Source organism: Oceanibaculum pacificum (assembly GCF_001618175.1).
GTDB classification, from domain to species: domain Bacteria; phylum Pseudomonadota; class Alphaproteobacteria; order Oceanibaculales; family Oceanibaculaceae; genus Oceanibaculum; species Oceanibaculum pacificum.
This window is the reverse complement of record NZ_LPXN01000166.1, coordinates 1-14,082: the sequence shown is the minus strand read 5'-3', so window position 1 is coordinate 14,082 and position 14,082 is coordinate 1. Positions and strand designations below refer to the sequence as shown.

Annotated in this window: 11 protein-coding genes and 2 riboswitches; of the genes, 7 read left to right on the top strand and 4 right to left on the bottom strand. The window is 66.7% G+C overall.

The window, feature by feature from the left end:
• Positions 1 to 80: 80 nt before the first annotated feature.
• The 4 genes from AUP43_RS17395 to AUP43_RS17380 form a co-directional block, all read right to left on the bottom strand.
• Positions 81 to 1,346 (bottom strand): ABC transporter substrate-binding protein, encoded by a 1,266-nt coding sequence (locus tag AUP43_RS17395; RefSeq protein ID WP_067560042.1) that lies wholly within the window; start codon positions 1,344 to 1,346, stop codon positions 81 to 83.
• A 67-nt stretch (positions 1,347 to 1,413) separates the two neighbouring features.
• Complete coding sequence (locus AUP43_RS17390) at positions 1,414 to 3,786, bottom strand: xanthine dehydrogenase family protein molybdopterin-binding subunit (RefSeq protein ID WP_067560040.1); 2,373 nt, start codon at positions 3,784 to 3,786, stop codon at positions 1,414 to 1,416.
• Positions 3,783 to 4,277, bottom strand: a complete 495-nt coding sequence (locus tag AUP43_RS17385; protein ID WP_067560038.1) for a (2Fe-2S)-binding protein — start codon at positions 4,275 to 4,277, stop codon at positions 3,783 to 3,785. Before AUP43_RS17385 ends, AUP43_RS17390 begins: the two co-directional genes overlap by 4 nt.
• 11 nt (positions 4,278 to 4,288) lie before the next feature.
• Positions 4,289 to 5,146 carry an FAD binding domain-containing protein gene (locus AUP43_RS17380; RefSeq protein ID WP_067560036.1) on the bottom strand — a complete coding sequence of 286 codons (858 nt, stop codon included), beginning with the start codon at positions 5,144 to 5,146 and terminating at the stop codon, positions 4,289 to 4,291.
• A 157-nt stretch (positions 5,147 to 5,303) separates the two neighbouring features.
• Here AUP43_RS17380 and AUP43_RS17375 point away from each other — a divergent pair, with 157 nt between their 5' ends.
• The 7 genes from AUP43_RS17375 to gcvPB all read left to right on the top strand — a co-directional run bounded on the left by AUP43_RS17375 (position 5,304) and on the right by gcvPB (position 13,965).
• Positions 5,304 to 6,035, top strand: a complete 732-nt coding sequence (locus AUP43_RS17375) for a TetR/AcrR family transcriptional regulator (RefSeq protein ID WP_198154956.1) — start codon at positions 5,304 to 5,306, stop codon at positions 6,033 to 6,035.
• A gap of 154 nt (positions 6,036 to 6,189) precedes the next feature.
• Positions 6,190 to 8,139: a TonB-dependent receptor domain-containing protein gene (locus AUP43_RS17370; protein ID WP_084462892.1), complete on the top strand. Its 1,950-nt coding sequence runs from the start codon at positions 6,190 to 6,192 to the stop codon at positions 8,137 to 8,139.
• A gap of 12 nt (positions 8,140 to 8,151) precedes the next feature.
• Entirely contained in the window at positions 8,152 to 9,267 is a 1,116-nt protein-coding gene (locus AUP43_RS17365) for a PepSY-associated TM helix domain-containing protein (protein ID WP_067560031.1), read from the top strand.
• A gap of 37 nt (positions 9,268 to 9,304) precedes the next feature.
• Positions 9,305 to 9,393, top strand: a riboswitch (glycine riboswitch).
• A gap of 1 nt (position 9,394) precedes the next feature.
• Positions 9,395 to 9,498, top strand: a riboswitch (glycine riboswitch).
• A 69-nt stretch (positions 9,499 to 9,567) separates the two neighbouring features.
• Complete coding sequence (gene gcvT, locus AUP43_RS17360; protein ID WP_067560029.1) at positions 9,568 to 10,674, top strand: glycine cleavage system aminomethyltransferase GcvT; 1,107 nt, start codon at positions 9,568 to 9,570, stop codon at positions 10,672 to 10,674.
• Between the two features lie 12 nt (positions 10,675 to 10,686).
• Positions 10,687 to 11,061 (top strand): glycine cleavage system protein GcvH, encoded by a 375-nt coding sequence (gene gcvH, locus AUP43_RS17355; protein ID WP_067560027.1) that lies wholly within the window; start codon positions 10,687 to 10,689, stop codon positions 11,059 to 11,061.
• Position 11,062: 1 nt separating this feature from the next.
• Positions 11,063 to 12,412 (top strand): aminomethyl-transferring glycine dehydrogenase subunit GcvPA, encoded by a 1,350-nt coding sequence (gene gcvPA, locus AUP43_RS17350; protein WP_067560026.1) that lies wholly within the window; start codon positions 11,063 to 11,065, stop codon positions 12,410 to 12,412.
• Positions 12,409 to 13,965 carry an aminomethyl-transferring glycine dehydrogenase subunit GcvPB gene (gene gcvPB / locus AUP43_RS17345; RefSeq protein WP_067560024.1) on the top strand — a complete coding sequence of 519 codons (1,557 nt, stop codon included), beginning with the start codon at positions 12,409 to 12,411 and terminating at the stop codon, positions 13,963 to 13,965. The genes gcvPA and gcvPB overlap by 4 nt, the downstream gene beginning before the upstream one ends.
• Positions 13,966 to 14,082 lie beyond the last annotated feature (117 nt).

Sequence of the window (14,082 nt, the reverse complement as noted above, 5' to 3'; positions counted from 1 at the left end):
TCCCCCCTTGCGGGGGAGGGCTAGGGTGGGGGGTGGGGCGGGGCGCTCATCCCCGCCCTCCTGAATGCGACAAACGGCCATCAGGTCTTGTGGCCCAGCTCGCCGCAGGAACGCAGGTTGGCTTCGTCGGGCTGCTCGACCGAGACGATGTTGAACACGTCGTTCTCGTTCTTCATGTCCTTGCTCTTGGACTCGATGATCAGTACCGACTGCACCGATTGATGGTCGCAGCCGCGATAATATTGCGGGCCCTTGTAGAAATCGTATTTCAGCGCGCGCATCGCCTCGATCACCTTGTCGGTGTCGGTCGCGCCGGCATTCTGCACCGCCGTCAGCACCGTCTTCACGCCGGCATAGCCCAGGGCGCCGTAGTCGGACGGCACGATGCCGCCATAGGCGGCGCGGAACTTGTCGTTCAGCGCCTTGGCGGTCGGCACCGTATCCTCCAGCCGCCAGTAATAGGAAGTGCCGCCGATCACCCCGTCGAAGGCGTCGCCGCCGCCGGCCTGGCGGGCGGTGTAGAGCAGCACCGGGGCGACCAGCTTGGTGGTCTCCTTCAGGCCGAAATCGGTCGCCTGCTTCACCGAATTCACCTGGTCGCGGCCGAAATTGCACAGGCACAGCACGTCCGGCTTCAACGCCTGGATGCGCGGCAGGAAGGCGGAATAGTCGCTATGCCCGATGGGGTGGCGGATATCGGCCACCGTCTCGATGCCCAGCGCCTTGCCGGCGCTCTGGAAGCCGCGCACCATCTCGTGGCCATAGGCGTAGTCGGCGGTCAGGAAGGCGACGCGCTTGCCGAATTTCGGAAAGGCGTAGCGGCCCACCGCGCCGGCCGTCATATGCGGGTTCATCGCCTCGTGAAAGGTGAATTTCGACCAGTCCTTGGCCTCGTTGATGGCGTCCGACTGGCTGATCGAATTGAAGATGACGCCGCGTTCCTTGGTGACGTTGTTGATCGAGAGCTGCACGGCGGCCGACAGCGAGCCGACCACGTAATTCACCTTGTCCTTCTCGATCAGCTCCAGCGTGCGGGTCGCCGCCTCGCCGGGGTTCAGCTTGTCGTCGCGCACCAGCAGCTCGGCCTTGCGGCCCTTGAAGCCGCCGGCGTCGTTGAACTCCTTGATCGCCAGCTCGGCGGCGCGCACCTGATCCTGCGCCTCGGTGCCGAACGGCCCGGTCAGCGGCACCGGGAAGCCGATCTTGATGGTTTCGGTCTGCGCCCTGGCGATGTTGAACCAGAAGGGCGAGAGGGCGGCGGCCGCGCCGATGGCGGCTGCCCCCTGGACGACGCTGCGGCGGCTGACCGCCCGCTGATTGCTGGAACCACGCTTGTTCTGGCTCATTGTTTCCTCCCTTGTGCGGCGGCGCCGCTTATGTGTCCGGTTTTCCTGCGCTCCCGCTTTCTGCGGCTTATCGAATCTTGCCCAGGGCGCGCAGCACGCGCTCCGGGGTGAAGGGCTGGGCGGCGACGCTGGCGCCGAAGGGCGACAGCGCGTCGTTGATCGCGTTCATCACGGCGGCCGGCGCGCCGGCGGTGCCGGCCTCGCCCACACCCTTGGCCCCCAGCTCGGACGTTTGGGTCGGCGTGACGACATGGGCGATGGCGATGTCCGGCATCTCGCTGGCCATCGGCACCAGATAATCGGCCATGTTGGCGTTCAGCATCTGGCCGTCGGCGCTGTACAGGCATTCCTCGAACAGCGCCCCGCCCAGCCCCTGGACGACGCCGCCCCGGATCTGCTCGTCGACCAGTTGCGGGTTGATGATGGTGCCGCAATCCTCGACCACCCAATGGTCGAGCAGGGTGACGAAGCCGGTCTCGGTATCGACCTCCAGATAGCTGGCCTGCAAGCCGTTGGTGAAGACGAAGGCGTAATCCTTCTGCACGTAATGCCGGGTCACCATCAGTTCCGGCTGGCAGTCGCGCGGCAGCGTGTCGGGGCGGAAATAGGCGACGCGGCCCAGCTCCTCCAGCTTCATGCGCTCGGCGCCGGTATCGGCGTCGACGATGATCCCCGCGCGGATGTCGAGCGTCTGCGGCGCGGCCTGCAGCATGGTGCCGGCGACCGAGAGGATGTTCTCGCGCAGCGCACGGCCGGCCTGCAGCGTCGCCTCGCCGCCGATGCCGGCCCCGCGCGAGGCCCAGGTGCCGCCGCCATAGGGCGTGACCTCGGTGTCGCCGGTGATCAGCCGCACCTTGTCCATCGGCACGCCGACCGAACTGGCGGCGATCTGCGCCATGATCGCCTCGGTGCCCTGGCCCTGCTCCGTCACGCCGATGGAGACGGTGATCACGCCGGTCGGGTCGAGCCGGATGGTGCAGCCATCCTGCGCCGAGATGCGCGCGCCGCCGACGCCGTAGAACATCGCCGACGGGTTGGTGACCTCGATGAAGGCGGCCAGCCCGATGCCGCGATGGATGCCCTTCTCGCGCAACGCGGCCTGCTCGGCGCGCAGCCTGTCGTACTGCATCAGCTCCAGCAGCTTATCGAGCGATTTGTGGTGCGACAGCCCCTCATAGACCATGCCGGTCGGGGCCTTGTAGGGGTAGGCATCGTCGGCGATCAGGTTGCGGCGGCGGAATTCCGCCGGGTCCATGCCGATGGCGCGGGCCGCCTTGTCGACCAGCCCCTCGGTCACCGCGCAGGCGATGGGATGGCCGACCGCGCGGTACTGGCACATGACGTTCTTGTTCTGGAACACCACATTCGCCGTGCAGCGGTAATTCTGGTTGGTGTAGGGCCCGCCGATCAGGTTGACGACCTGGTTCGCCTCGATGGCGCTGGTGCGCGGATAGACCGAATAGGGGCCGATGCCGGTGCGGTCGTCGGCCTCGATGGCGAGGATGCGACCCTCCTTGCTGACCGCCATGCGCGCCTTGACCCGGTGGTCGCGGGCATGGATGTCGGTGACGAAGCTTTCCATCCGGTCGGCGATGAATTTCACCGGGCGGCGCAGCATCTTCGCCAGCGCCACAGTCGCCATCTCGTCGGGATAGGTGTGCACCTTAATGCCGAACGCCCCGCCGACATCCTTGCAGATCACGCGGACATTGGTCTCCGGCAAATCCAGATGCTTGGCGAAGATGGTCTGCATCATGTGCGGCGCCTGGGTCGAGTGATAGACCACAAGCTGCTCGTCCGCCGGCTGGTAATCGGCCAGGATGGAGCGCGCCTCCAGGCAGACGCCGGTATGGCGCCCGGTGATATAGGTCTCCTCGACGATCGCATCGGCCGCGGCGAAGCCCTTCTCGACATCGCCGACATCCAACTCGCGGCGGAACGCCAGATTGTCGCCCAGCTCCGGATGGATGACCGGGGTTTCGGGGTCGAGCGCCGTCTCCATGTCGGCGACGACGAACAGCTCCTCCCAGTCGATCTCGACCAGTTGCGCCGCATCCTCCGCCTCGGCCCGGCTGTGCGCGACCACGGCCACCACCGCCTCGCCCTGCCAGCAGGCGCGGTCCACCGCCAGGGCGTATTGCGGGGCGGATTTCAGCCCCTTCATATGGCCCAGTACGCCGACCCAGGGGGTGCAGACCGCCGCCATCTCCGCCCCGGTGACGATACGCACCACGCCGGGCGCCGCCTGGGCGGCGTCGCTGCGGATCGCGAGGATGCGGGCATGGGCATAGGGGCTGCGCACGAAGGCGACATGCACCATGCGCGGCAGCTTGATGTCGTCGACATAGGTGCCGCGCCCCTGCACCAGCTTCTTCGCGTTCGGCCGGGGGACGGTGCGGCCGATATAGGAGTTCGGACGGTCGAGGATGGACAGGCTCATGCCCCGGCCCCTCGCTTGGCCGCCACCGTCTCGATGGCGTCGACGATGGCGTGGTAGCCGGTGCAGCGGCAGATATTGCCCGACAGCTCGCGCCGGATGCGGGCTTCGTCGGCATCCGGCAGGCGGCGCACGATGTCGTAGCCGGTGGCCAGCATGCCGGGCGTGCAGAAGCCGCATTGCAGCGCGTTGCGCTCATGGAAGGCGCTTTGCAGGTCGGCGATGGCCCCGCTGTCCGACAGCCCCTCGATGGTGTCCACGCTGGCGCCGTCGCACTGCACCGCCAGGGTGAGGCAGCCGCGCACCACCGCGCCGTTCACGCGGATGCTGCACGCCCCGCACACGCCATGCTCGCAGCCGATATGCGAGCCGGTCAGCGACAGGGTTTCGCGCAGGAAGTCGATCAGATGCTGGCGCGCCGGCACGGTGGCGCTGATGCGCTCGCCATTGACGGTGAGGTCTATAGGGAGGTTTAGGGGCAGGCTTTCGGTCATGGGCGGCCCTTTCAGGCGATCAATCGGGCGACGGCGCGGCCCAGCAGCACGCGGGCCAGGTGCAGCCGCGTCTCGGGCGTCGCGTTCAGGTCGGCATGCGGCGAGGCCTCGCCGGCCAGCGCATCCTGCGCCGCCGTCACCGCAGCGGCGTCGCCCGTGGTGCCGGCCAGCGCGGCGGCGGCTTTCCCGGCCAGCACCGGGCGGCTTTCCAGGTTCAGATAGGCCAGGCGGATATCCGACAGCGTGCCGTCGGCCGCTTTGCGCGCCGTCGCCGCGATGCCGACGATGGCGTAATCGCCATGCCGCCGCGCCAGCTCCTCGAAGGCGAAGACCTGGCCTGGGACGGCGATGGGAATCTCGATGGCGGTCAGCACCTCGCCGGCTTCCAGCGCCGTTTCGAACAGCCCCTTGAAGAAGTCGCGCGCGGCGATGCGGCGCGAACCGGACGGGGCCTGCACGATCATCGTCGCCGCCAGCGCCAGGCAGCAGGCCGGCAGCTCGGCCGCCGGATCGGCCAGGGCGAGGGAGCCGCCGAACGTGCCGCGATTGCGGATCGCCGGGTGGGCGACATGCGGCATGGCGGCGGCGATCAGCGGCGCATGGCGGGCGACAAGCTCGGATTTCTCGACTTCCGCATGGCGGGTCAGCGCGCCGATGCGCAAGATATCGCCGGCCACCGCAATGCCGGACAGATCGGCCAGGCCGGAAATATCGATCAGCAGGCGCGGCGCGGAGAGCCGCATGTTCAATGTCGGGATCAGGCTTTGGCCGCCGGCCAGAATCTGCGCCTCCTCGCCATGCCGGGCGAGCAGGTCGAGCGCCTGCGGCAGCGACGCCGCCTTCACATAGCCGAAGGGCGTGGGTTTCACGCGGCAACCTCCCTATGCATCCGCTTTGCTTGAGGAGCGGATTTTTATTTATCGCTTGCTCAATAAGCTGTCACATTGCGCAAAGCAGTGTCAATGCTATCTTCCGCTGGCTTCGGCTGCCGATAGCCCGCGTTTGAGAGAGAGCCTTTAAGTCGCCATGCCCCGGTCGAAGGACGATCTGTCTGGCCTGCGCCGCAAGGCGGCGCCGATGCCGCCGCCCGAGGGCATGCCGCCCTGCGAACCCGGCGCCGCCCGGCGGCTGCCGAAGGACGAGCGCGAGAAGCGGATTATCGAAGGCGCCATCCAGTTCTTCGCCGAGCGCGGCTTCGAGGGCCAGACGCGCGAGCTGGCCAAGCGGCTGGGCATCACCCAGCCGCTGCTCTACCGCTATTTCCCGACCAAGGACGATCTGATCGACCGGGTCTATCAGGACCTGTACGTGAAGCGCTGGCAACCGGTGTGGGAGGAGTGGATTCTCGACCGCTCGCAGCCCATCGACCGGCGCATGAAGCGCTTCTACAAGGATTACGCAGCGTCCATCCTGACCTATGAATGGATGCGGATTTTCCTGTATTCCGGCCTGGCCGGCTTCGACATCAATAATCGCTACCTGACGCTGATCCGCGACCGCGTGCTGGTGAAGCTGTGCGGCGAATGGCGGCATGAATTCGGCCTGCCCGACCCCACGGCGCTGCCGATCGGCGAGGCCGAGCTGGAACTGGCTTGGGCGCTGCACGGCGCGATCATCTATCTCGGCATCCGGCATTTCATCTACGGGCTGAAAGTGCCGCGCAATTTCGACCCGCTGATCGAGGCCGACATCGACGTGTTCCTGGCCGGCCTGCCCGGCAAGCTTGCCGCCCTGACCCGCGAGATGGCGGCGGAATAAGCGCTCCCCCAAGACCGTCGAGATTTCCCTGGGCCTCTATCTCCGCAAAACATGCAAACGATTCTCAGAATCATTTGCAATTGAAGAATCACCTTTCTACTCTCCCCCCATATCCGGCGGGCTAGGGCGGCCGGTAATAATCGGAGGGGCAATAATGAAGCACGGTAAGGGGGCTGCCAGCGCGGCAGTCGTTATGACGCTTGGGCTGGCAGCGCCGGCAATGGCGGCGGAGACCTATAATCTTGACCCGGTCGTGGTCGAGGGCGGCGGGGTGCACAGCTCGCAGGAGACGCGGGACGCGGTGGAGAATGCCTTCCAGGGCACGCGCAGCGGCAGCTATGTGGACGGCTCGGTCATCCAGAATCTGAATGGGGTGAATTCCGGCGATGCGCTGCGTTACTCCACGCTGGGCATCATCAACGAGCCGGGCACCGGCAACCGCTTCGGCGGCGGCAGCAAGATCCGCACCTTCGGCGATTGGGGCGCATCGCGCTCCATCGATGGGCTGCCGGCCTTCAAGGCGGCCGACGAGGAGGGCGGCGGCTACACCAACACGCTGATTCCCTCCATCGCCATCGACCGCATCGGCGTGCTGCGCGGCGGGCGCGGCGTCGGCTATGGCGACGGCACCGATGGCGGCATCATCGAAACCCAGATCAAATCCGGCCGCGGCTACAAGGACCATGCGGCGATCAGCCTGGACGCCAGCAGCGCGATGGAGGCCATGACCCAGGCCGAAGCGGCCGACAGCGGCGAGAAATGGGACTATTACGTCGCCGGCAAATGGCTGGGGGCGGCCTATAATGGCGACCCCGACAATCTGGACGGCCAGCAGGTGCGCGGCGGCCTGGCCAAGTTTGGCTATAACCTCAGCGACGATACGCGGTTCGAGCTGCTGGGCATCACCAACCGGTCGGACACGGATATCATCCGCAGCGGCAATGAGGAGCCGATCCGCACCTCCGCCAATGTGCTGGCGCTGACCGCCGACCATAAGCTGACCGACAAGACCAGCATCCGCGCCGGCTTCTTCCATAATGACAGCCACACGCTGTGGAACGCCCGCGCCCGCGACCGCGAGATCAACAATAATGTGCTGTTCGGCGATTACTATTACGACACGCCGATCAATTCCGTGGTGCGCTATCTGGGCAGCGTCGGCGGCGAGGTGCGGCGCACCGAATATCTGCGCGACAATCAGTGGGACGCCAATTTCACCGATTTTTCGCTGAAATCGCAGAACACCTTCACCTTCCACGACAATCTGGCGCTGACCGCCGGCTTGCGGCACACATTCTTCGAGAACGACATCAAGCTGAACGGCGTCGAGCAGGCCGACAATCTGGCCGACGACCAGTTGACCTCCTATGAGCTCGGCATCGCCTACAGCGTGCTGGAGGATACCCGGCTGCGCGCCTCCGTCGCGTCCGGCTACAACCGGTTCTATGAGAAGTACGGCAATTTCGGCAGCGACGCGCTGAACCCGAACGGGGCGGGCGACGAGATCGTCGATTCGCTGACCTACGAGATCGGCGTGCGGCAGAGCTTCGAGCGCGGCTATCTCGATGTAGCGCTCTACGACACCGAGCAGGATGGCGTGCCGCGCCGGGGCACCGGCGCGCTGATCGAGAGCATGACGGTGAAGCAGCGCGGGCTGGAGGTGGAGGCGCTGTTCCGCGCCACCAAGGATTTAACCGTGACCGCCAACTTCATGAAGCTGCTGGATGTCGAATCGACCCGACCGGACGGCAGCTCGGCCGGCGGCAACATCTTCTTCGGCACCAACGGCGTCTCGGTCCCGGACTACCAGTTGGGCGTGCAGGCGACCTACGCGCTGACGCAGGATGTCAATTTGTGGGGCCTCGTCTATCACACCGCCGGCTATGAGGCGGAAAACCTCGATGGCTCGATTACCGAGCGCGAAGGCTTCACCAAGCTGGATATCGGCGCGTCCTGGTGGGTGAAGCCAAGCTGGGCCTTGCGCGCCCGGGTCGAGAATGTGTTCGACGAGCGCACCTTCGGCTCCACCATCGTCGGCACCAGCGCCAATGATGGTGGCAATCTCGGCACCGTGTTCTGGATCGGCACCGACTACACCTTCTGACAAGGGGCGGCCATGCCGTATCTCTGGCTTCGTCGGGTCCATCTGACCCTGCTGATGATCGCAGGGCTGCCGATCCTGCTGCTGAGCCTGACCGGTGTCTATCTGGTCTATGGCCAGGATATCCAGGAGGCGCTGGAGCCTTCGCTCTGGCGGGTGGAACCGGCGGGCCGGACGCCGCTGGGTTATGAGGCGCTGCTTGCCAAGGTGGGCGAGCAGCGCCCCGACCTGAATCTCTGGGCGCTGGACAAGGGCTATGCGCCGGACCGGGCCTGGCGTATCTGGCTGGGTGGCGGGGCAGGGGCGATCAATGTCGATCCGTTCACCGGCACCGTCCTCGGCCAGTACAGGCCCAATCGCAATCTGAACGGACTTATCGAAGGGCTGCATCGCCGCTGGCTGGTCGATGACCGGCAATGGGCGCCCTGGGTGCGCCATTTCGTCTCCGCTTGTTCGCTGGTGCTGATGATCCAGGTGCTGGTCGGGCTGGCGCTGTGGCTGATACCGGGCCGCCGGCTGGCCCGCCTGAAAATCGACTTCTCGCAACGGCCCCGCACCATCGTCTTCCGGCTGCACCAGCTGGCCGGCGTGATCAGCCTGCCCTTGCTGCTGATGGTCGCATTCACCGGCCTGGCGATGTACTGGACCGCCCCCGCCCGTACTGTCGTCGAGGCGCTGTCGCCGGGCGTTATCGAAGACAAGGCGGAGCCTGACCCCGGCGCCTTGCCGCTGCGCGCGCTCGACAGCGCCGTGGCGCTGGGCCAGGCGGCGTTCCCCGATCTGCCGGTGCGAGGCATCCGCCTGCCGAATGAGTCCGGGCGGTCTGTCATGATGCATCTCTATGCCCATGAAGGGGCACCGCCGGTGCGGGTCTGGGTCGGCGATGACCCGCCGCGCGTGCTGGACGTGCACGATACCCGCACCGCCAGTGCCGCGACCTGGATCTGGCATATGCGCGATCCCCTGCATATGGGCACCTTCGCCGGTCCGCTGGTCAAGGCACTCTGGGTGCTGGTCGCGCTGATGCCGGCGGCCTTCGTCGTGACCGGCTTGTGGCTCTATGGCAACCGGCGCAACTGGAGTTGGGCGTCGCCGGGTGCCGCGCGGGCTTCCGCCGCGAAGCCAAGTTGACTTTCGCCCGACGCCGTCACATCTTGCCCCTAGTCCGCTGAACCTTGCGGGAGAGATCGGCAATAGCCGGCGCCGAAGGAGCAATCCACCCCGGAAACTCTCAGGCAAAAGGACCGCAAGGGAAGGACTCTCTGGAAAGCAGGCGCGCCCCGCTCGGCGCGTCTCACCCAAGGTGAAAGCTGCGAGGGCCCCGGTCCTTTCGGTCAATCTCTCAGGTCCGACGACAGAGGGGGTGCCGGTCTGTACAGACGCCATTTGGCGTCGACCGGCACATGACCTGTCGGGAAGGACCTGTTGCCCATGAGCGCCGAAACCCTGCTGACCACGCCGCTGAACGCCCTGCACCGGGAGCTGGGCGGCAAGATGGTCGAATTCGCCGGCTACGAGATGCCGGTGCAGTACCCCGCCGGCATCATGGCCGAGCATCTCCACACCCGCGCCAAGGCCGGTCTGTTCGACGTGTCCCACATGGGCCAGGTGAAGCTGAGCGGCGAGAATGTCGCCGCGGCGCTGGAAACCCTGGTGCCGGGCGAGATTCAGGCGCTGAAGCCGGGCCGCCAGCGCTATACGCTGTTCACCAACGAGGAGGGCGGCATCCTCGACGATCTCATGGTCACCTGCTTCAACGACCATCTGTTCCTGGTCGTGAATGCCGGCTGCAAGACCCAGGATATCGAGCATCTGCGTGCGCACCTGCCGGCCGGCGTGAAGCTGGAGGTGATGTTCGAGCGGGCGCTGCTGGCCCTGCAGGGGCCGGCCGCCAAGGATGTCATGGGCCGCTTGGGGCCGAAGGGCGCGGCGCTGACCTTCATGGGCGGCGCGCGGGTCGAGATCGGCGGCATCTGGTGCACCGTGACGCGCAGCGGCTATACCGGCGAGGACGGCTTCGAGATTTCCGTCGAGGAGGACAAGGCCGAGGCGCTGGCCCGCCTGCTGCTCGACCAGCCGGAGGTGATGCCGATCGGCCTGGGCGCGCGCGATTCGCTGCGCCTGGAGGCTGGTCTGTGCCTCTATGGCCACGACATCGACACCACCACCACGCCCATCGAGGCCGATCTGAACTGGGCCATCGGCAAGCGTCGGCGCGAGGAGGGCGGCTTCCCCGGCGCCGACATCATCCTCGACCAGCTGAAGAACGGCACGAAGCGCAAGCGCGTCGGCATCCGCCCGGAAGGCCGTGCGCCGATGCGCGAGCATACCGAGCTGACGGATGCCGCCGGCAAGCCCATCGGCGAGATCACCAGCGGCGGCTTCGGCCCCAGCGTCGGCGGCCCGGTCGCCATGGGCTATGTCGACACCGCCCTTGCCTCCGTCGGCACGGCGATCACCGCCCTGGTGCGCGGCAAGCCCTTGCCGGCCCAGGTGGCATCCATGCCCTTCACCCCCCATCGTTATCATCGCGGCTAGGAGTTGCGCAGCATGACCCGGAAATACACTGAAGATCACGAGTGGCTGGAAGTCTCCGGCAATGTCGCCACCGTCGGCATCACCGACTATGCGCAGCAGCAGCTGGGCGATGTGGTGTTCGTCGAACTGCCCGCCGTCGGCAAGCAGGTGACCAAGGGCGGCGACGCCGCCGTGGTCGAATCGGTGAAGGCCGCCAGCGAGGTCTATTCGCCCGCCGCCGGCGAGGTGGTGGAGGTGAATGCCGATCTGGAATCCGCCCCCAACACGGTGAATGACGATCCGCACGGCAAGGGCTGGTTCTTCAAGCTGAAGCTCAGCAACCCCGGCGAGCTGGACAGCCTGATGGACGAGGCCGGCTACAAGGCCTTCGTGGAAGGGCTGGCGTAACATGCGCTATCTTCCGCTGACCGAAGCCGACCGGCGGGCCATGCTGGCCGCCATCGGCGTGCCATCGGTCGACAGCCTGTTCCGCGACGTGCCGGAATCGGCCTGGCTGAAGAAGCCGGTCGAGGGCTTGCCGGACCATATGGGCGAGCTGGCGGTCGACCGCGCGCTCAGCGCCATGGCGGCCAGGAGCGTGCCGGCCGGCAGCGTGCCGTTCTTCATCGGCGGCGGGGCCTACAAGCACCATGTGCCGGCCTCGGTGGATCATCTGATCCAGCGCGGCGAGTTCATGACCTCCTACACGCCCTACCAGCCGGAGGTCACCCAGGGCACGCTGCAATATCTGTTCGAGTTCCAGACCCAGGTGGCGCTGATCACCGGCATGGATGTCGCCAACGCCTCGATGTATGACGGCTCCACCGCCGTCGCCGAGGCGGTGGTGATGGCCAACCGCGTGACCCGCCGCGAAAAGGCGGTGGTCTCCGGCGGGTTGCATCCGATGTACCGGGAGGTCATCGACACCCATGCCCGCTTCCTGGGCTTCGAGGTGGTGGCCGGCAGGATCGACCCGGCCAGCGCGGACGATCTGATCGACCGGATCGACGACAAGACTTCCTGCGTCGTCGTGCAGAACCCGGATTTCTTCGGCAATCTGCGCGATTTCTCCAAGCTTGCCGAGGCCTGCCAGGCCCAGGGCGCGCTGCTGATCGTGGCGGTGACCGAGATCGTCTCGCTGGGGGCGGTGAAGTCGCCGGGCGAGATGGGCGCCGATATCGTCGTGGCCGAGGGCCAGTCGATCGGCAACGCGCTGAATTTCGGCGGCCCCTATGTCGGCCTGTTCGCCACCAAGGACAAATATGTCCGCCAGATGCCGGGCCGCCTGGCCGGGCAGACGGTGGATGCCGACGGTCGGCGCGGCTGGGTGCTGACGCTGTCCACCCGCGAGCAGCATATCCGCCGCGAGAAGGCGACCAGCAACATCTGCACCAATTCCGGCCTGTGCGCGCTGGCCTTCACCATCCACATGTCGCTGCTGGGCGAGGCGGGTTTCGCCCGGCTGGCCGATCTCAACCACGCGGCGGCGGTGACGCTGGCCGGCAGGCTGGCCGGCGTGAAGGGCGTGGCGGTGCTGACCGACAGTTTCTTCAACGAATTCACCGTGAAGCTGCCGAAGCCGGCGGCGGAAGTGGTCGAGGCGCTGGCGAAAAAGAACATCCTGGCCGGCATTCCGGTCTCGCGCCTGATCCCCGGCCGCGACGATCTGGCGAACCTGCTGGTCATCGCCGCCACCGAAGTAAATACCGAGGCTGATATGGACGCCCTGGCGAAGGGCCTCGCGGAGGTGCTGTCATGAGCGACTGGAGCAAAGCCGTCTCCGCCTTCAAGAGCGCCGGCGAGGGCGCGCCGACCATGACCGGCAATCTCGGCCTGCAACTGGAAGAGCCGTTGATCTTCGAGCAGGGCGAGGCGGGCCGCACCGGCGTCGACCTGCCGCCGGCGCCGAAGGTGGAGAGCAAGCTGGGCGGCCTGGCGCGCAAGGGCAAGATCGGCCTGCCCGGCCTGTCGGAGCCGCAGGTGGTGCGCCACTACACCCGCCTCAGCCAGAAGAACTACGCCATCGATGCCGGGCTGTATCCGCTGGGCTCCTGCACGATGAAGCACAATCCCCGGCTGAACGAGAAGATGGCCCGGCTGCCGGGCTTCTCCGACGTGCATCCCTTGCAGCCGGTCTCGACCGTGCAGGGTGCGCTGGAACTGATCGACACGCTGGCGCACTGGCTGAAGACGCTGACCGGCATGCCGGCCGTGGCCATGTCCCCAGCCGCCGGCGCGCATGGCGAGCTGTGCGGCATGATGGCGATCCGCGCCGCCATCGAGGCCAAGGGCGAGCGCCGGCAGCGCGTGCTGGTGCCGGAATCGGCGCATGGCACCAACCCCGCCACGGCGGCGGCCTGCGGCTATATCGTCGATCCGATTCCGGCCAATGCGCGCGGCCGCGTCGATATCGAGGCCTTCAAGGCGAAGCTGGGCGATGATGTCGCGGCTGTGATGATCACCAACCCGAACACCTGCGGGCTGTTCGAGAGCGAGATCGTCGAGATCGCCGAGCTGATCCATTCGGTCGGCGGCTATTTCTACTGCGACGGCGCCAATTTCAACGCCATCGTCGGCCGCGTGCGGCCGGGCGATCTGGGCGTTGACGCCATGCACATCAACCTGCACAAGACCTTCTCCACCCCGCATGGCGGCGGCGGGCCGGGCGCCGGCCCGGTCGTGCTGTCGGAGGCGCTGGCGAAATTCGTGCCGATGCCCTACGTCGTGCACGAGAAGGGCAGCTACAAACTGGTCGAGCATGAGGGCGTGGGCGGCCAGAATTTCGGCCGGCTGAAGGCCTTTCAGGGCCAGATGGGCATGTTCGTGCGCGCGCTCACCTACATGATGAGCCATGGCGCGGACGGGCTGCGCCAGGTCGCCAGCGACGCGGTGCTGAACGCCAACTACATCCTCGCCCGGCTGAAGGACGAGATGTCGCCGGCCTTCGATGGCCCGTGCATGCATGAGGCGCTGTTCGACGACAGCTTCCTCAAGGGGACGGGCGTCACCACGCTCGACTTCGCCAAGGCGATGATCGACGAGGGCTACCACCCGATGACCATGTATTTCCCGCTGGTCGTCCACGGCGCTTTGCTGATCGAGCCGACCGAGACCGAGAGCAAGGACGCGATCGACCAGTTCATCGCCGTCCTGGGCGGTCTCGCCCAGCGCGCCAAGCAGGGCGATCAGGCCGACTGGTTCAAGGCTGCCCCGCGCTACACCCCGCGCCGCCGGCTGGACGAAACCTCGGCCGCCCGCAAGCCGATCCTGCGCTGGACCCCGGAGACGGAGTCCCAGGAAGCGGCGGACTGACGCTGCGGCCTTGGCTGACGGAACAAGGGCGGCTCCCACCGGAGCCGCCTTTTTGTTTCTCGCCCTTCGCCCCTCTCCACCAGCCGTCACCCCCGCACTTGTTGCGGGGGTCCACGC